At 68.4% G+C, this 15,113-nt stretch carries 24 protein-coding genes and 1 pseudogene; 21 read left to right on the top strand and 4 right to left on the bottom strand.

Features of this window, described 5'->3' with window-relative positions:
• Positions 1–25: 25 nt before the first annotated feature.
• The 12 genes and pseudogenes from KWG56_RS10495 (at position 26) to KWG56_RS10445 (ending at position 7,800) form a co-directional block, all read left to right on the top strand.
• A complete protein-coding gene (locus tag KWG56_RS10495) occupies positions 26–604 on the top strand; it encodes a TetR/AcrR family transcriptional regulator (protein WP_201096745.1) in 579 nt (192 codons plus the stop codon).
• Positions 601–939, top strand: a complete 339-nt coding sequence (locus KWG56_RS10490) for a DMT family transporter (RefSeq protein ID WP_219354716.1) — start codon at positions 601–603, stop codon at positions 937–939. Before KWG56_RS10495 ends, KWG56_RS10490 begins: the two co-directional genes overlap by 4 nt.
• 64 nt (positions 940–1,003) lie before the next feature.
• Positions 1,004–1,456 (top strand): YcgN family cysteine cluster protein, encoded by a 453-nt coding sequence (locus KWG56_RS10485; protein ID WP_201096749.1) that lies wholly within the window; start codon positions 1,004–1,006, stop codon positions 1,454–1,456.
• Positions 1,457–1,556: 100 nt separating this feature from the next.
• Positions 1,557–1,985 carry a hypothetical protein gene (locus KWG56_RS10480; protein WP_219373661.1) on the top strand — a complete coding sequence of 143 codons (429 nt, stop codon included), beginning with the start codon at positions 1,557–1,559 and terminating at the stop codon, positions 1,983–1,985.
• Positions 1,951–2,241, top strand: a pseudogene (locus KWG56_RS18790) (terminase large subunit domain-containing protein); the annotation flags it as partial. The gene KWG56_RS10480 and the pseudogene KWG56_RS18790, both read left to right, overlap by 35 nt.
• Before the next feature lie 7 nt (positions 2,242–2,248).
• Positions 2,249–3,139 carry a phage terminase large subunit family protein gene (locus KWG56_RS10475; protein WP_244999467.1) on the top strand — a complete coding sequence of 297 codons (891 nt, stop codon included), beginning with the start codon at positions 2,249–2,251 and terminating at the stop codon, positions 3,137–3,139.
• Between the two features lie 40 nt (positions 3,140–3,179).
• Entirely contained in the window at positions 3,180–3,467 is a 288-nt protein-coding gene (locus KWG56_RS10470; RefSeq protein ID WP_219354715.1) for a spike base protein, RCAP_Rcc01079 family, read from the top strand.
• Positions 3,464–4,594: an SGNH/GDSL hydrolase family protein gene (locus KWG56_RS10465; protein WP_219354714.1), complete on the top strand. Its 1,131-nt coding sequence runs from the start codon at positions 3,464–3,466 to the stop codon at positions 4,592–4,594. Before KWG56_RS10470 ends, KWG56_RS10465 begins: the two co-directional genes overlap by 4 nt.
• 38 nt (positions 4,595–4,632) lie before the next feature.
• Entirely contained in the window at positions 4,633–5,712 is a 1,080-nt protein-coding gene (locus KWG56_RS10460) for an acyltransferase family protein (protein ID WP_219354713.1), read from the top strand.
• A gap of 87 nt (positions 5,713–5,799) precedes the next feature.
• Positions 5,800–6,972: a phage portal protein gene (locus tag KWG56_RS10455; RefSeq protein ID WP_219354712.1), complete on the top strand. Its 1,173-nt coding sequence runs from the start codon at positions 5,800–5,802 to the stop codon at positions 6,970–6,972.
• A 100-nt stretch (positions 6,973–7,072) separates the two neighbouring features.
• The gene (locus tag KWG56_RS10450) at positions 7,073–7,306 is read left to right on the top strand and encodes a hypothetical protein (RefSeq protein ID WP_201096762.1); all 234 of its coding nucleotides are present in this window, start codon (positions 7,073–7,075) and stop codon (positions 7,304–7,306) included.
• A gap of 35 nt (positions 7,307–7,341) precedes the next feature.
• The gene (locus KWG56_RS10445) at positions 7,342–7,800 is read left to right on the top strand and encodes an HK97 family phage prohead protease (protein ID WP_244999741.1); all 459 of its coding nucleotides are present in this window, start codon (positions 7,342–7,344) and stop codon (positions 7,798–7,800) included.
• Here the strand turns inward: KWG56_RS10445 and KWG56_RS10440 are convergent.
• From KWG56_RS10440 to KWG56_RS10430, 3 genes are all read right to left on the bottom strand, one after another.
• Positions 7,782–8,261, bottom strand: a complete 480-nt coding sequence (locus KWG56_RS10440) for a hypothetical protein (protein WP_219354710.1) — start codon at positions 8,259–8,261, stop codon at positions 7,782–7,784. The two genes, KWG56_RS10445 and KWG56_RS10440, sit on opposite strands and share 19 nt — an antisense overlap.
• Before the next feature lie 61 nt (positions 8,262–8,322).
• Positions 8,323–9,132: a hypothetical protein gene (locus tag KWG56_RS10435; protein WP_219354709.1), complete on the bottom strand. Its 810-nt coding sequence runs from the start codon at positions 9,130–9,132 to the stop codon at positions 8,323–8,325.
• A gap of 7 nt (positions 9,133–9,139) precedes the next feature.
• Positions 9,140–9,784, bottom strand: a complete 645-nt coding sequence (locus KWG56_RS10430; RefSeq protein ID WP_219354708.1) for a hypothetical protein — start codon at positions 9,782–9,784, stop codon at positions 9,140–9,142.
• 45 nt (positions 9,785–9,829) lie between these two features.
• Here KWG56_RS10430 and KWG56_RS10425 point away from each other — a divergent pair, with 45 nt between their 5' ends.
• From KWG56_RS10425 to KWG56_RS10390, 8 genes are all read left to right on the top strand, one after another.
• Positions 9,830–11,068, top strand: coding sequence for a phage major capsid protein (locus KWG56_RS10425; RefSeq protein WP_219354707.1), 1,239 nt, complete (start codon positions 9,830–9,832; stop codon positions 11,066–11,068).
• Between the two features lie 148 nt (positions 11,069–11,216).
• Complete coding sequence (locus KWG56_RS10420) at positions 11,217–11,483, top strand: head-tail connector protein (RefSeq protein WP_219354706.1); 267 nt, start codon at positions 11,217–11,219, stop codon at positions 11,481–11,483.
• On the top strand, positions 11,480–11,776 hold the full coding sequence (locus tag KWG56_RS10415) for a phage head-tail adapter protein (protein WP_219354705.1): 297 nt from the start codon (positions 11,480–11,482) through the stop codon (positions 11,774–11,776). Before KWG56_RS10420 ends, KWG56_RS10415 begins: the two co-directional genes overlap by 4 nt.
• Positions 11,773–12,183 carry a DUF3168 domain-containing protein gene (locus tag KWG56_RS10410; protein ID WP_244999466.1) on the top strand — a complete coding sequence of 137 codons (411 nt, stop codon included), beginning with the start codon at positions 11,773–11,775 and terminating at the stop codon, positions 12,181–12,183. Before KWG56_RS10415 ends, KWG56_RS10410 begins: the two co-directional genes overlap by 4 nt.
• Positions 12,183–12,605, top strand: coding sequence for a phage major tail protein, TP901-1 family (locus KWG56_RS10405; protein WP_219354704.1), 423 nt, complete (start codon positions 12,183–12,185; stop codon positions 12,603–12,605). Before KWG56_RS10410 ends, KWG56_RS10405 begins: the two co-directional genes overlap by 1 nt.
• Positions 12,605–12,904, top strand: coding sequence for a GTA-gp10 family protein (locus KWG56_RS10400; RefSeq protein WP_219354703.1), 300 nt, complete (start codon positions 12,605–12,607; stop codon positions 12,902–12,904). The genes KWG56_RS10405 and KWG56_RS10400 overlap by 1 nt, the downstream gene beginning before the upstream one ends.
• The gene (locus KWG56_RS10395; RefSeq protein WP_244999465.1) at positions 12,901–13,092 is read left to right on the top strand and encodes a phage tail assembly chaperone; all 192 of its coding nucleotides are present in this window, start codon (positions 12,901–12,903) and stop codon (positions 13,090–13,092) included. Before KWG56_RS10400 ends, KWG56_RS10395 begins: the two co-directional genes overlap by 4 nt.
• Positions 13,082–13,600, top strand: a complete 519-nt coding sequence (locus KWG56_RS10390; protein WP_219354702.1) for a phage tail tape measure C-terminal domain-containing protein — start codon at positions 13,082–13,084, stop codon at positions 13,598–13,600. The genes KWG56_RS10395 and KWG56_RS10390 overlap by 11 nt, the downstream gene beginning before the upstream one ends.
• A 39-nt stretch (positions 13,601–13,639) precedes the next feature.
• On the opposite strand, the gene KWG56_RS10385 is transcribed toward KWG56_RS10390, so the two are convergent.
• Positions 13,640–14,335 carry a DUF805 domain-containing protein gene (locus KWG56_RS10385; RefSeq protein ID WP_219354701.1) on the bottom strand — a complete coding sequence of 232 codons (696 nt, stop codon included), beginning with the start codon at positions 14,333–14,335 and terminating at the stop codon, positions 13,640–13,642.
• A gap of 161 nt (positions 14,336–14,496) precedes the next feature.
• On the opposite strand from KWG56_RS10385, the gene KWG56_RS10380 reads away from it, so the two are divergent.
• A complete protein-coding gene (locus KWG56_RS10380; RefSeq protein WP_219354700.1) occupies positions 14,497–15,111 on the top strand; it encodes a DUF2460 domain-containing protein in 615 nt (204 codons plus the stop codon).
• Positions 15,112–15,113: the final 2 nt, after the last annotated feature.

The raw sequence follows: 15,113 nt of genomic DNA, 5'->3' as shown, positions 1-15,113 counted from the left end.
ACCGTCCAGACGGTATGTGGCCGAAATGGACACGACGACACGCCGCCGGGCGCCCGACACGACCAGAACTGAAATCCTGGACAAGGCGCTGGAGGTGGCGGCTGAGCTGGGGGCGAGCGGCTTCACCCTGGACGCGGTGGCGGCGCGAACCACGGTCAGCAAGGGCGCGGTTCTGCATCATTTCCCGACCAAAAAGGCCCTGCTGGAAGGCATGATCGACCATCTGGGGCAGATGCACAGCGACGCCGTTCTGGCCGAGGCGCGGCGCGACCCGGAGCCGTATGGCCGCAATGCGCGGGCCTATCTGCGCTCGGTGGTGAACGAGCCGGTGACGCCCCAGGATGTCAGCATCGGCCGGGTGGTTCTGGCCGCCTGCGCCATCGACCCGTCGCTGTCGCAACGCTGGAACAGGTGGATCGAGCGGATCCGGCGCGACGACCCCGCCGATCCGGTGGGGGCGGACGACGCCCTGCTGCTGCGGCTGATTGCGGACGGGTTGTGGATGTCTGACCTGTTCGGCACCCACCCGGTGTCGCAGGAGCAGAGGCAGGCGCTGCTGATGCTGTTGACGCCCGGCCAGATGCTGACGGCGAACGACCTGTGAGCCCCGTCACATGGGCGGCCCTGTCGGGCGCCATTGCGCTGGAAGTGGTGGGGACGACCCTGCTGAACCAGAGCCAGCAGTTTACCCGGCTGTGGCCGACCGCGGGGATGGCGCTCTGCTACGGGCTGGCGTTTTACCTGTTGTCGATCGCGCTGAAACAGATGCCGGTGGGGATCGCCTATGCGATCTGGAGCGGTCTGGGCGTGGTGGCGATCTCGGTGATCGGGCTGGTGCTGTTCAAGCAGAGGCTGGACCTGCCCGCCGTCATCGGCCTGACGATGATTGTCGGCGGGGTGGTGGTGATCAACCTGTTCTCCAAGGCCGTGTCGCACTGATCCTGGGTCGCCGCTGACGAGTGAGGGGGCGACATTGGGTGGATCGGCGCGTATGAGGCGCGCCATGCAGCCCTACTGGCAGACCAAGACCCTGGCCGAAATGTCCCCGCGTGAGTGGGAGGACCTGTGCGACGGGTGCGGCCTGTGCTGCCTGATCCGGTTCGAGGACGAGGACACGGGCGAGGTCGTGCCGACGCGGGTGCACTGCAAGCTGTTCGACCCGCAGGCCTGCAGCTGTTCCGACTATGCGAACCGGAACGCCCAGGTGCCGGACTGCATCAAGCTGACGCCGAACAATATCGAGCAGCTGGGGTGGATGCCCAAGTCGTGCGCCTATCGCCGGCTGCATGAGGGGCGGCCGCTGGCGGCGTGGCATCACCTGATCTCGGGCAGCCGCGAGACGGTGCACACGGCGGGCGTGTCGATCCGCGGACAGACGATCTCGGAGCTGGCGCTGGCCCAGCCGGAAGACGCGCTGGATTTCGAGGCGCCGGAATGGTCGCTGGAGCGCGGCTGACGGGTTTTTCGGGCCAGCGCGCGCAATGACGCTGGTCTGAATCCTTAAAGATCATGGACTTGGCAGTTTCTCGAGGCGATCTGCGCGCCTGAGGACGCTGGTGCGCTATGGTTTGTGCATGGCGGGAAATGGGGAAGAGACGGGGGCCGGGGGCGCAGGCGCCGGGTGGCTGGATCACGTCCGGGAACGACTGACAGCCAAGGTCGAGGAAGCGGTTCAGGCGGTGTGCGAAACGCCGACCCCGACGACCGTCGCCGAGGCCGAGAAGCTGGCGCGGGCCGCAGGCGTGATCGCGCGGGCGGCCAAGGCGGTGGACGCGCTGAAGTCCCGCCCTGAACGCAAAACTGAAGAGGATGAGATGGGCGGTGAACACTTCGATCCCGAAGAGGACGAACGACTGCGCGCCGAACTGTGCGCCCACCACGAACGCCTCGACCGCATTCTGGAAGAGAAGCGAGCCGAGGCTGCTGAGCGGGCGCGAGCTAAGGCGGGAAATGCGCCGCTGCCAGATCGCCAAACACCAGATTGAGCCGCAGGACGACGACTGGCGCACCTGGCTGCTGCTGGGCGGGCGCGGTTCGGGCAAGACCTTCGCCGGGGCCGTCTGGATCGACGCCCTGGCGCGGCAGGAGAAACGCAACTTCGCCCTGATCGCACCGGCGCTGCATGATGTGCGCGAGGTGATGGTGGAGGGGGTGTCGGGGTTGAAAAGCCTGACGCCCGCGGGCGAGCGGCCGCGTTGGGAGGCGGGGCGGCGCAGGCTGGTCTGGCCCGAGAGCGGATCGGCGGCCTATGCGTTTTCGGCCGAAGACCCCGACAGCCTGCGCGGGCCGCAGTTCCACTTATGCCTGGGCCGACGAGTTCTGCGCCTGGCGGAACCCCGAGGCGGTGCTGGCGAACCTGAGGTTCGGGCTGAGGCTGGGGCTGGAGCCGCGTCTGACGGTGACGACGACGCCCCGCCCGATCCCGGCGCTGAGAAAGCTGATGGCCGAGGACGGGACGGTGACGGACCGGGCGGGGACGCAGGCGAACGCGCAGAACCTGTCGCCCGGCTTTCTGGCCCATCTGAAGGCGCTGTACGGCGGAACGCGTCTGGAGGCGCAGGAGCTGGAGGGGCTGGTGGTCGAGGGCGAGGGCGCCCTGTTCCGCGTCGAGGATCTGAAGCGGGCGCGGGGCGCGCGGCCTGCGGAGCTGGACCGGGTGGTGGTGGCGGTCGACCCGTCCGCCACGGCGAGCGGCGACGCGTGCGGCATCGTGGTGGCCGCACGGCGCGAGGAACGGGCCTTTGTTCTGGCGGACCGGACCGTGCAGGGCCTGTCGCCGGGCGGATGGGCGGGGGCCGTCACGGCGGCGGTCGAGGCGTTCGGCGCCCACGAGGTGACGGCGGAGGCCAACCAAGGCGGGGAGATGGTGCGCACGGTTCTGGTGCAGGCGGGATGTCCGGCGCCGGTGAAACTGGTTCACGCCTCACGCTCCAAGGCGGCGCGGGCCGAGCCGGTGGCCCTGCTGTACGAACAGGGGCGGGTGGTCCACTGCGGGGACTTCCCGGCGCTGGAGGAAGAGATGCTGGGGCTGGGATGCGAAGGCGGAAAATCGCCTGACCGCGCCGACGCCCTGGTGTGGGCGATCACGCGGCTGATGTTGCAGGCGCGCAAGGCGGGACCAAGGATGAGGGCGCTTTAGCGCTGTCCGCCGTCCAGGATTTTTGACCAGGAGAGACGATATGCCGGCCATTCCCGAACGGGACGGATTGCTGAGCCATGGGCGGGACGCGAGCGGCCCGGCCCGACGCGCGGCGACGGTGACGCCCAGTGATGCGTCGGACCTGCCGAACTACGCCAAGGCGCTTTATGTCGGGGCGGCGGGCAATGTGCGCGTGCTGCCGACGGGCGCGCAGGATGCAGAGGCCGTGACCTTCGCCAACCATCCGGTCGGCTGGCTGCCGGTGCAGGTGCGCCGGGTGCTGGCGACCGGCACCACGGCGGCCCAGATCGTGGCGGTGTTCGATTGAGCCTGCCGGTCAATATGCGGGCGGCGGCGCCGGGCGGTGCGCTGGCGCCCGCCCGGCCGGTGTTCGACAAGCCCGATCTGCCCCGCTGGTCGGCGGCGGTTCGGGCCATGCTGGCGGGACAGAGGGACGCCCGGCTGCTGGTCATCGGCGACAGCGTGGCCCAGGGGTTCGGCGCCGTATCCGGCGGATGGACGCCGGACGGGCGCGCCGCCGCCTGGCCCCGGCGGCTGGCGGACCTGATGCAGGCCGGGGGACTGCCTGCGTCGTCGGCGTCGGTGGTAGGCGCGGGGGCGGGTGATCTGGCGACCGGCGGCTATGGCGCCTATGACCCGCGCGTCAGTCTGGGCAGCGGGTGGAGCGTCACCACCCTGACCAGTCTGGGGGGCAAGCTGTTTTCGACCCCCGACTGGGGAGCCGATGTCTGGAGCTTTCAGCCGGACGGTCCGGTGGACCGGTTCGACGTCTATGCCGTGTGCAACACCCTGCTGGGCGTGATCGCGGTCGAGACGGACGGCGTGGAGCGCGGGATCATCGACACGATGAAGCCGCCCGCGCTGGAGCGGCATACGATCAGTTTCCCCGAGACGACGGGGCCGATCTCTCTGCGGCGACGGTCAGGCGGTGGAATCTTCATCGCGGGCGGGGTGGCGTGGAAATCCGAACTGCGGCGGGTGCAGGTGATCAACGCGGGCTGGGGCGGCTCCAGGGTCGCGGACTGGACGACGACGGATCAGGTTTACCGCGCCTATGGCGGTCTGCCGACGGCGGGCGCGGACCTGACGGTGATCTGCCTGACCATCAACGACTGGAACAATGCGACGACGCCCGCCGCCTACAAGACGCAGCTGGGACTGTTGGTCGATCGGGCGCTGGTGAGCGGCGATGTGCTGCTGATGACAGGTGCGCCGTCCGATCCCGCGCAGGGCAAGGCGGCCTATCCGGCGCAGCAGGCCATCGCAGCGGCGGTGACGGAGGTGGCGACGGCGAAGGGGCTGGCGGCGCCGATCGACGGGGCGCCCCTGTTCGGAGGCGGCTTCGCCCCCGGCCTGATGTTCGACGCCGTCCATCCCAATGCGGCGGGCCAGGCGCGGATCGCGGAGGCCGTAAAGGCGCGGGTGATGATCTGAGGTTGAGTCTGGATCGCGTCAGGTGTTAGCCGTGACGCATGGGGGGACGGTACGACAACATCCAGGTGTTGCGCTTCGTGGCGGCGGGTCTGGTCGTCACGGCCCATTCGGTCGATCTGGCGGTGACGCGGCTGGGGCTGGAGACGGTTCTGGCGGGCGGGGGGCTGGAGAATTTCGGCGCCGTGGGCGTCGACATCTTCTTCGTGATCAGCGGCTTTATCATTGCGACGACGACGCGCGGCCAGGCGGGACTGGCGGCTGGCGGGGGCTTCCTGTGGCGGCGGTTCCGAAGGGTGGCGCCGATCTACTGGCTGTTGTCCCTGCCGATCCTGATCGGGATGGCGCGGGGCGGGACGCTGAGCCCCGAGGTGGCGACCGCGACCTTTCTGTTCTGGCCGTTCAGCGGACTGAGCATGACGTTTCCCGCCCTGGGGCCGGGATGGAGCCTGTGTTTCGAGATGCTGTTCTACGCCGCGTTCGGGTTGGCCATCGTCGGCGGACGCCGGGTGGGATGGGCGCTGGTCGGGGCCTATCTGGCGATGATGGCGGCGGGTCTGGTTCTGGCGTCGCCGGTGTTGAGGTTTGTCGGGGCGCCGATTGTGCTGGAGTTCCTGCTGGGCGTCGGCGTCGCCTTGATCTGGCGGCGGTTGCCCCGACGGGCGGGCGTGTGGGCCGTGGGGCTGGCGCTGGCGGGGTTCGGACTGGGGCTGGTGTTCGGATACGGCGGCGTCAGCGGCGAGGCGGCGCTGAATGATCCGTGGACCGGCCTGATGCGGGCGGCTGTCTGGGGGCTGCCCAGCGGCCTGCTGGTGCTGGGTCTGGTGCGGATGGAGCGGATGTATCAGGCGCCGGGGTCGTGGCGGCGGCGCCTGATCTTCATGGGAGACGCCTCCTACGCCGTCTATCTGGTCCATGTGCTGGTGATCCGGGCGCTGGGGCGGGCATTTGAAATGACGGGGATCAGCGCGCCGGGCGATGCGGTGGTGGTGTTGACGATCATCGCCAGTCTGGCGGCGGGCGCGGTGGTGCATCTGTGGGTCGAGACGCCGCTGCTGAGGCTGATGAGCGGAAATGCACCTGCGCCGCTTGATGCGAGGCTTCGTCGCCCGGTCGCGTAGGAATCTGGGGCGCAGACGAACCCTCATCCGGCCCTGCGGGCCACCTTCTCCCACAGGGAGAAGGGACAGAAATTTCAGGAGATTTTGATGGTTTCGATCCGATGGCCGTTCGGCCGATCGGCGCAGGCTTCTGCGCCCGAGGTCAAGGAGAGCCGGGCCGGGGCGGTGGTCGCCTTTTCCAGCGTGGGACGGGCGCGGTGGACGCCAAACGACTACGCCAGCCTGGCGCGCGAAGGCTATCAGAAGAATGCGGTGGCCTATCGCTGCATCCGCATGATCGCCGAGGCCGCCGCCGCCGCGCCCTTTGTGGTGTTCGTCCGCGGGGTGCGCGACGACAGCCATCCGCTGGCCAGGCTGATGCGTCGGCCCAACCCCGAACAGTCGGGGGCTGAGCTGATGGAGGCGGTCTATGGCGCGCTGCAGGTGTCGGGCAACGCCTATGTCGAGGCGACCGGCGACGCGGACGGGGATGGGGCGCCGGACGAGTTGTGGGCGCTGAGGTCCGACCGGGTGAAGGTGGTTCCGGGCCGGTCGGGCTGGCCCGAGGCGTGGGACTATTCAGTCGATGGTCGCGCGGTGCGGATTGCGCGGGCGGCTGACGGATGGGCGCCGGTGATGCATCTGAAGCTGTGGCACCCGCTGGACGACTGGTACGGGCTGTCGCCGCTGGAGGCGGCGGCGCAGGGTGTGGACGCGCACAATGCGGCGGGCACCTGGAACAAGGCCCTGCTGGACAATGCGGCGCGGCCCAGCGGGGCGCTGGTTTACGGCGCGCGGGACGGAGAGCGGCTGACCGACAGCCAGTTCGAGGCGCTGAAGGACCAACTTTCAGGCGTTTACTCCGGCGCGGCCAACGCCGGGCGGCCGATCCTGCTGGAAGGCGGCATGGACTGGAAACCGCTGAGCCTGACGCCCGCCGAGATGGATTTTGTCGCCGGCAAACACGCGGCGGCGCGCGAGATCGCCCTGGCTTTCGGGGTTCCGCCGCAGCTGCTGGGGGCGCCGGGAGATTCGACCTACGCCAACTATCGCGAGGCCAATGCGGCCTTCTGGCGCCAGACGGTGATCCCGCTGGTCAGGAAGGCGGCGGGGGCGATGACGGGCTGGCTGGGCGAGCGGTTCGCCGATTGCGAGATCCGGGCCGATCTGGACGCTGTGCCCGCGCTGCAGCCCGAACGCGACGCCCTGTGGGCGCGGCTGGAGGCGGCCAGCTTCCTGACTGAGGACGAGCGGCGCCAGATGGCGGGGCTGGGGCGTTGAGTGACGAGTGACGAGTGGTCAGTGGCGAGAAGATGATGGGTGAAGGCGACGCGGTCGCCTCGTCGCGCCACTCTTCCTGGCCGCTTCAAGGGAGGCGATAATGACGGAACATCACATCCGGCGCGTGCCAACGGCGCTGCTGATAGCGGTGGTTGTGCAGACGGTGGGCGGACTGGTCTGGGCCGGAGGCGCGGCTGCGCGGATTGCGACGCTGGAGCAGCGGGTCGGGGAGCAGAGGCTGGTCGCCGAGCGGCTGGCGCGGCTGGAGACGCAGGGCGAGGCGACGGCGGCGGCTGTGGAGCGGATCGAGCGGCGATTGGAGGGCGCGAGATGAGCAGCGAGCAGCGAAGGACGAGTGGTGAAGATGAAATCAGAGCGGCGGGAGTAACTGGTCGCCCGTCACTCGCCACGCGTCACTCGCCACTAAATATCGAAGGCTACGCCTCCCTGTGGGGCGTGGCGGATCTGAACGGGGACGTGGTGCAGGCGGGCGCCTTCGCCGACAGTCTGGCGCGGACGGGCGCGCAAGGGGTGCGGATGCTGAGCCAGCATGACGCCCGCACCGTGGTCGGGGTCTGGCAGGACATCGTTGAGGACGAACGCGGCCTGTTCGTGCGCGGCCGGATCGAGGACTGGTCCGCCGAGGCCCGCTTCGCCGCCGCCCTTAGCCGGGCAGGCGCAATGGACGGTCTGTCCATCGGCTATCGCACCGCACGGTCGCGGCGCCAGGGACGGCTGCGGGTGCTGAGCGAAGTGGACCTGTGGGAGGTGTCGCTGGTGACGTTTCCGATGCTGCCGGGCGCGCGGTTTCAGTTGCCGCGGTCGTAGAGCTCGCGGCCCACGCGGCGGAGGTCTTCGAGCGTCTGACCGACAGGCGGCTTGATATAGGCGGTCGCAGGTGGTTGGTCGTCGGCGCATCGAACCCTGATCTCTTCTGCGCCTCGCAGCAGATTGAAGCCGCCCAGATCGTTGCGGCGCAGTTTCCAGCGGCGTGAGCCAAGGTCGCGGCGGTAATACGTATGCAGAACCGCCAGAACAGTCAGGCGTCCACGGGGGACGTCCCCCGAGTGAACCCGGCTGACATCCAGATCGACGATCCACGGCCAACTGATAATGATGCAGCCATCCTCGCAATCCGGGAGCGCGGTTGGTGTTTGCGAGACGATGCGTGCGGAGACTTCGGCGTCATAGCAACTGGCATTCTGGGCCAGAGCATCGCCGACGCCGCACGCCAGAGCAACGGAGGCCGCTGCTGAGGCGAACAGAAAAGAACCGCCAAGTTTGTTCATCGCACGTCAGTGTCGGCGGGATTAACCGACCTGTCCAGCGGCGGTCGATCCCTGCGCATGATCAGCGTGACTTTATGGTCGTGAAGATGCCCTGGCGGTTCAGGGTGTCCGCGAGGTTGGCCATCATCACGCGTCCCTTGGGCATATGGATGAAGCGCAGGATCCAGAAGGCGACGATCAGGGCGAAGAACCAGCCGGTGTGCAGCGCCAGCCTGGCGAACAGGATGAAGACGAACGCCAGGCCGTAGGCGCCCAGATAGACCAGGGCCAGCCGCCCCGCCGCCGAAGCCGACGGGTCCGACAGGCCCGCCAGCATTTCTGCAAGGCCAGGGGGTGTGGCGGTGTGGGGCGCGGGCTCGGAGGCGACGGCGTGCGGCCGGTCCTGAGGCCTTGAATGAGGCTGGGGTTGGGGCGTGGGTTGGGACGCGGGCGGGGTTTGGCGTTTCGGTTTGGCGACGGCTGGTTCCGGCGCGCGTCGGGCGGGATGGTGAAGGACGGACCGGCCCTGTTCATCCACGATGAAGACATCACCGAAGGGAACGGTGGCGAAGTCGATGCCGCGCGTGTCCTGGCTGTAGCTTTGCCCGTGCAGGGCCGTCAGCCGACCTTGCCGCAGTTCGATCTGGAAACCGACGGGATCGGGCAGGTCGCCGACCATGACATGGACCGTGCCGAACAGGCCGGTGGCGTCGGGATTGTCCGCACGACGGTTCGGATCGGCGGTGAACTGGGCGTACAGGCCCGCGCCCGTGTTGCGGCGCAGACCGACCGAGCCCGACGCGATCTGGGCCGCCAGATCCGGCACGCTGTCGCCCATCTGCCAGACCATGGCGTCCAGGACGGCGCTTTCGAGGGGCGTCAGGTGGGCCATCAATAGATCAACGCGTAGAGGGAAAGGGATGGCGGCCGGTTTCCCTGGCCGTTGTGACGTAATGATCGTGCATCCGTCGCAGTGAAAGCCAGCGGCCGATCAGGACCACCACGCCCATCAGAGTGAAGAAGACCGGCCAGTAGGTCAGAGGCAGGGGGCGGTTCAGCCACTGAGACAGCCGCCCCAGCGGGTCTGTGATCGTGGATATGAACACCAGCGATCCGATCGCCAACAGGAACAGTACGTCGATCAGGACAGAAATCAGGCGGGGAACCGGCCCGCCCCAGTTGACGACAAGCGACTGTAGGAATGGCGGCAGGCTTTCGATGGGCGGTTGTTCGTCGATGCGCAGAAACTGGCCGACCGGCACGGGATCGGGCCGATCCGACATCTGCAAGCGATGTAGAACCGGCAGGGCGCGGTTGCGTGCGCGTTGTGCGGGCCATTGCAGCCAGCCGATGAGGAAGGCGATCAGGGCGGGAACGAATGGAAGCAGCTTCAGCAGCCAGTTTTCCTCGTCGAGAGTGATGAACTGCGAGTTTGTGGCGAGGGCGAACACGGTCAGCATCCCTAGCGGCAGCAGGCCCCAGAACAGCGTGAACAGCCAGGAACGCCGAAGCGCGTTCAACAATTTCGGGGACGTGCGGGTCACGCCCCGACCCTAACCGCAAACTGCGGTTCTTCAACCGGAGACATCATGAAAGAGACCAAACAGGCTTCCGCCTCGCCGGAAGCGCGCGCCGCCATGCATGAGATGATGGCCGCGTTCGAGGCGTTCAAAGGGGCGAATGACGCCCGTCTGGGCGAGATCGAGAAGAAGGCCGCGGCGGATACGCTGCTGGAGGAGAAGGTGGCGCGCATCGATCAGGCGGTGGCGGCGGCCCAGTCGCGGCTGGACCGGGTGATGAGCCAGAACCGTCGTCCGCTCATCGGCGGCGAACCCATTGAACCGGCGGCGGCGCCGGAGGCCAAGGCGGCGTGGGACGGCTATCTGAAGACGGGGCAGTCCCCTCAATTGGCACACGGTCTGGAGATCAAGGCGGGCCTGTCCAGCGGCGCAACCTCGGGCGGTTATGTCGTGCCGTATGAGACGGAGCGGGCCATCGAGCGTCGCCTGATGGCGGCGTCGCCGATGCGTGAGATCGCCACGGTCCGCACGGTGGCGGCGGGCGTGTTCAGAAAGCCGGTCTCGACGGCGGGCGTGGCCTCGGGCTGGGTGGCGGAGACGGCCGCGCGCCCTGAGACGGACCCGGCGACCCTGGCCCTGCTGGAGTTCCCGTCGGCGGATCTGTACGCCAATCCGGCGGCGACCCAGGCCCTGCTGGACGACGCCATGGTGGACCTGGACGAATGGCTGGCCGCAGAGGTCGAAGACGCCTTCGCGGCCCAGGAGACCCAGGCCTTCGTCAACGGGGACGGGACCAACAAGCCGCGCGGCTTCCTGAGCTATGCGACGGTGGCGGACGTGGGTCAGACCTGGGGTCAGATCGGCTATGTCGCCTCGGGCGCGGCGGGCGGTTTCGCGACGACCAGCCCGGCGGACAAGCTGATCGACCTGATCTATGCGCCCAAGGCCCAGTACCGTCCGAACGGCCGTTTCGTGATGAACCGCAAGACGGTGTCCAGCGTGCGCAAGTTCAAGGACGCGGACGGCAACTATATCTGGCAGCCGGCGACGCGGCTGGGCGAGACGGCGTCCCTGCTGGGTTATCCGGTCACCGAGATCGAGACCATGCCGGATGTGGCGGCCAACAGCCTGTCGATCGCGTTCGGCGATTTCCAGCGCGGCTATCTGATCGTGGATCGGGCCGGGGTGCGGGTGCTGCGCGACCCCTATTCGGCCAAGCCCTATGTGCTGTTCTACACGACCAAGCGCGTGGGCGGCGGGGTGCAGAACTTTGACGCCATCAAGGTGATGAAGTTCGCGGCCGCCTGACGGCGGCAGTGATGAGCAGCGAGTGGCGAGTGGCGAGAGCCGCTCGCCCATTCGTTCGATGACCAACCGGCGATGTGCGGCATTGATTAGGGCGATGCTCGTCGCTCGTCACACGCCACTCGCCACTATCGAGCAAAGCGAGATTTCCATGGCCGCACCGGTGACGCTGGCGGAGGCGAAGCTGTTTTTGCGCGTCGAGCATGAGGCCGAGGACGGTCTGATCCAGACGCTGATCGAGGCGGCCAAGGCGCGGGTGGAGGGGGATGTGGGGCTGAGCCTGACGTCGACCTCGCCCGCGCCGCTGCGGCTGGCGATCCTGATGCTGGCGTTGAGGGCCTATGAGCGGGGCGAGCCGGAGATGGCGATGGCACCGGTCGAGGCCTGGCTGGCGCCTTACCGCGTGGTGCGGCTGTGAGGGTGCTGGCCGGGCTGTATCGGGTGGTGGAGGCCGAGACGCCTTATGGCGGGCGCAGCGTGACGTTCGAGACGGTCGGCTCGACCTGGCTGAAGTGCGGGGCGCGCAGACGGGGCGAACGCGGCGACGGCGATCAGAGGCGCGTGACCGAGAGCCTGACGGCGGAAGCGCGGAACGATCCGCGTCTGGCCGTCGGGCGGGTGCTGAGGTTCGGCGGGGCGGACTGGACCGTGCTGACGGTCGAAGACCTGCGGCCCGGTCGGACGAAGCTGGGACTGGAGCGGACGCGATGATCAATCATGAAAACGCGCTGCAGAAGGCGATGCTGGCGGCGCTGAAGGCGGATGCGGCGACGGATGCGCTGCTGGGCGGACGGATCTGGGATCAGGCGCCGGAGGATGCGGACCTGCCGCATCTGGTCATCGGGCGTTGCGACAGCCGTCCGGTGGCGGCGGACGGATGCGGGGTCGAACAGACCCTTACCCTGACCGGCGTGTCGCGGTTCGCGGGAACGGAAGAGGCCAAGGCGGTCGCGGCGGCGGTGCGCGCCTGTCTGCATGAAGGCCGTCTGGAGGCGGACGGGGTGCGGACGGTGTCGCTGCGCGTGACCGCCAGCGAAGTGTTTCGCGCGGGCGACGGACGGCGGACCTGGGCGGTGATGCGGCTGAGAGCCGTGACGGAAGAAACGGGAGAGAACTGATGGCGACACAGGCGGGCAAGGATGTCTTGCTGAAGATCGAGGGCGCGCCAGAGGCGTCTCCGGGCGTGTTCACGACGGTGGCGGGACTGCGGGCGCGGACCATTTCGCTGAACGCGAAGACAGTCGATGTGACCGACGGCGACAGCGCCGGGCGGTGGCGCGAACTGCTGGCGGGGGCGGGCGTGAAGTCGGCGGCGGTGTCGGGGCAGGGCATATTCCGCGACGCGGCGTCGGACGCCCTGGTGCGCGAGGCCTTCTTTGATCAGGCGGCGAAACGCTGGCGGCTGGTGGTGCCGGACTTCGGCGTGCTGGAGGGGCCGTTCCTGGTGGCGGCGCTGGAATACGCAGGGGAACATGAGGGCGAGGCGACCTTCGCCCTGAGCCTGGCCAGCGCGGGCGCCATTGGGTTCAGCGTGATCTGATGGGGACGGCGAATGGCGCGCGGGGCGAAGTGATGGTCTTGCTGGGCGGTGAACAGCGCCGGGTCTGCCTGACGCTGGGGGCGCTGGCGGAGATCGAGACGGGCCTGGGCGTCGCCGGTCTGGCGGCTGTGGCGGAGCGGATGAAGGCGCTGTCAGCGTGTGATCTGCTGATCGTTCTGGCGGCCCTGCTGCGCGGGGGCGGCGAGGGGCAGGCGGCGGGTCAGCTGGGTGAATCAATGATTGATTTACGCGAAGCGGCTCAGGCTGTGGCCCTGGGTTTCGCGGCGGCGGCTGCGTGACCCTGCACGCTGTGACGCCGTGGGGCGCGATGCTGCGGATCGCCGCCCAGATCGGCGTGACGCCGGACGCCTTCTGGCGGCTGTCGCTGAAGGAATGGCGGATGCTGAACGAGGCGCTAGGCGGGACGACACCCATGGGGCGGCAGGCCTTGAAGCAAATGATGGAGGACTGGCCCGATGGCGGATGAAATCCGGCGCATGGACGATGTGGCGCAGAAGACGGCGGAGGCCGCAGCGGCGCTGGAGGCGCTGAAGGCCCCGGCGGAGAACGCCGCCGACGCCATCGAGACGGCGTTCGGACGGGCGGGAAACAGCCTGGCCCGGTCGCTGGCGCGGGCGGCGTCAGACGGAGAGGTGTCGCTGTCGGAACTGGCGCGGGCGGTGCTGAACGCGGTCAATGCGGCGGCGGGCGCCAAGGGCGGCTTGAGCGGCGCGATCCAGGCGGCGATGAGCAGTTTCGGCGGGGCGCGGGCGGAGGGCGGGCCGGTGTTGGGCGGCGGCGCCTATCTGGTCGGAGAGCGCGGGCCGGAGGTGTTTCGTCCAGCGTCAGGCGGGGCCATCGAACCGGTCGGCGGCGGTGCGGGCGTGACGGTCAATGTGTCGGTGGACGGCGGGGTTCCGGCCCTGCTGCGGTCAGAGGCGCAGGTGGCGCAGATGCTGGCGCGGGCCGTCAGTCTGGGTGCGCGCCGGATGTAGAAACGCCGCCCCGTTTTCACGAGGCGGCGCTGAAGAGGCTTAGAGGCCCTTGGGGTTGGGGCCGTAGCGGTTCTCGCCCGGCTGGCTGTCGACCAGGCCGATCCACAGCAGGAAGGCCAAACCGACCAGACCGGCCAGGGCGAACAGGCCGAATGCCGGACCCATCAGACCCAGGACGGCCGCGGGATTGTTCTCGATATAGCTTTCGGACATGCCGCTGGCCATGATTCCACCGAAGAAGATGATGCCGCCGACGATGCTGAGCACCAGCCCGATGGCGTAGGGGGCGAGCACGAACCAGCCGCTCTTGCCCATGTCATGCAGGCGCTTCACCGAAATGGCGACATTGGCCCAGATGGTGGCCAGAGACGCCACGAAGCCGATCAGCGGGATCCAGCCCAGCACGACGTTGATGCCGAAGATGATCAGCACGCCGATCCAGAAATGCGAGCGGCGCAGGCGGCCGTCAAACTGGAGCAGGGCGTATTTGAAATCAAAGCCCGTGCCGGCGGGAATGGGCGCAACGCCTGCCACGCCGGTCGAGGTGGGAGCGCCGGCCAGGATCAGGATCTGGGTGGCGATCTCGCCTTCAGGCACGAAGTCCACGCGGACGCCTGCAGCGGGGACAGCAGGGGATTTCAGGGCCTCGGACGTGAAGCTGTAGCGCGCACCGTCGTCGCCGCTGATCAGCCCGGCGCCGGAGATGGAATCATAACTGAGAATTTCGCCACGCAAACGTGTCGCTCCTGAAAACTAGAACGGCTGGGGGTCGCCGTACCCGCAGCATGAACGACGGGCGCATTTTGAACAAGATGTCGCAGGGGCCGTCGGTCGAAACGGGGCGCCCGCAGCCTGTCTGTGTCCAGCCGCACGACGGCGTAATGGAAATGGTGAAGATGACTGCATTTCATGAAGTGCGCCTGCCCGCGCGGCTGGCGTTCGGATCGACCGGCGGGGTCGAGCGCAGGACCCAGATTGCGACCCTGGCGTCGGGGCACGAGCGGCGTTCGACGCCCTGGGCGCTGGGGCGCAGGCGGTATCTGATCGGGGCGAACCTGAGGTCGCTGGACGACATGGCGGAGCTGACCGCCTTCTTCGAGGCGCGACGTGGGCGGCTGCACGGGTTCCGGTTCAAGGATTTTGCGGATTTCAAATCCTGCAGGCCGGGCGGCGTAGCGGCGCCGACGGACCAGACGCTGGGCGCGGGCGACGGGGCGCGAAAGGCGTTTCAGTTGATCAAGCGATACGGCGATGTCGAGCGGCCCATAACCAAGCCGGTCGCGGGATCGGTGCGGGTGGCGCTAAACGGGACGGAGACGACCGGGTTCGCCATCGATGTGGCGACCGGGCAGGTGACGCTGAACAGCGCGCCGGGTGCGGGCGTGGCGCTGACGGCGGGGTTTCACTTCGACACGCCGGTGCGGTTCGACAGCGACCGGATCGAGACCACGCTGGAGAGTTTTGAAGCCGGTCGGATGGCGGCGGTTCCTCTGATTGAGGTCAGGGGCTGAGC

Source organism: Brevundimonas nasdae, from assembly GCF_019395145.1.
GTDB lineage: Bacteria > Pseudomonadota > Alphaproteobacteria > Caulobacterales > Caulobacteraceae > Brevundimonas > Brevundimonas nasdae.
Note: the sequence above shows the minus strand (reverse complement) of the source record. Positions and strands in the feature narration are given on the sequence as shown.

What these genes read in the sequence shown, in the direction of transcription:
- KWG56_RS10495 (WP_201096745.1), top strand. Translation starts at nt 26, where the DNA reads ATGGACACGACGACACGCCGCCGGGCGCCCGACACGACCAGAACTGAA.
- KWG56_RS10485 (WP_201096749.1), top strand. Translation starts at nt 1,004, where the DNA reads ATGCAGCCCTACTGGCAGACCAAGACCCTGGCCGAAATGTCCCCGCGT.
- KWG56_RS10475 (WP_244999467.1), top strand. Translation starts at nt 2,249, where the DNA reads ATGCGTTTTCGGCCGAAGACCCCGACAGCCTGCGCGGGCCGCAGTTCC.
- KWG56_RS10470 (WP_219354715.1), top strand. Translation starts at nt 3,180, where the DNA reads ATGCCGGCCATTCCCGAACGGGACGGATTGCTGAGCCATGGGCGGGAC.
- KWG56_RS10460 (WP_219354713.1), top strand. Translation starts at nt 4,633, where the DNA reads ATGGGGGGACGGTACGACAACATCCAGGTGTTGCGCTTCGTGGCGGCG.
- KWG56_RS10455 (WP_219354712.1), top strand. Translation starts at nt 5,800, where the DNA reads ATGGTTTCGATCCGATGGCCGTTCGGCCGATCGGCGCAGGCTTCTGCG.
- KWG56_RS10450 (WP_201096762.1), top strand. Translation starts at nt 7,073, where the DNA reads ATGACGGAACATCACATCCGGCGCGTGCCAACGGCGCTGCTGATAGCG.
- KWG56_RS10440 (WP_219354710.1), bottom strand. Translation starts at nt 8,261, where the DNA reads ATGAACAAACTTGGCGGTTCTTTTCTGTTCGCCTCAGCAGCGGCCTCC.
- KWG56_RS10435 (WP_219354709.1), bottom strand. Translation starts at nt 9,132, where the DNA reads ATGGCCCACCTGACGCCCCTCGAAAGCGCCGTCCTGGACGCCATGGTC.
- KWG56_RS10425 (WP_219354707.1), top strand. Translation starts at nt 9,830, where the DNA reads ATGAAAGAGACCAAACAGGCTTCCGCCTCGCCGGAAGCGCGCGCCGCC.
- KWG56_RS10420 (WP_219354706.1), top strand. Translation starts at nt 11,217, where the DNA reads ATGGCCGCACCGGTGACGCTGGCGGAGGCGAAGCTGTTTTTGCGCGTC.
- KWG56_RS10410 (WP_244999466.1), top strand. Translation starts at nt 11,773, where the DNA reads ATGATCAATCATGAAAACGCGCTGCAGAAGGCGATGCTGGCGGCGCTG.
- KWG56_RS10405 (WP_219354704.1), top strand. Translation starts at nt 12,183, where the DNA reads ATGGCGACACAGGCGGGCAAGGATGTCTTGCTGAAGATCGAGGGCGCG.
- KWG56_RS10400 (WP_219354703.1), top strand. Translation starts at nt 12,605, where the DNA reads ATGGGGACGGCGAATGGCGCGCGGGGCGAAGTGATGGTCTTGCTGGGC.
- KWG56_RS10390 (WP_219354702.1), top strand. Translation starts at nt 13,082, where the DNA reads ATGGCGGATGAAATCCGGCGCATGGACGATGTGGCGCAGAAGACGGCG.
- KWG56_RS10380 (WP_219354700.1), top strand. Translation starts at nt 14,497, where the DNA reads ATGACTGCATTTCATGAAGTGCGCCTGCCCGCGCGGCTGGCGTTCGGA.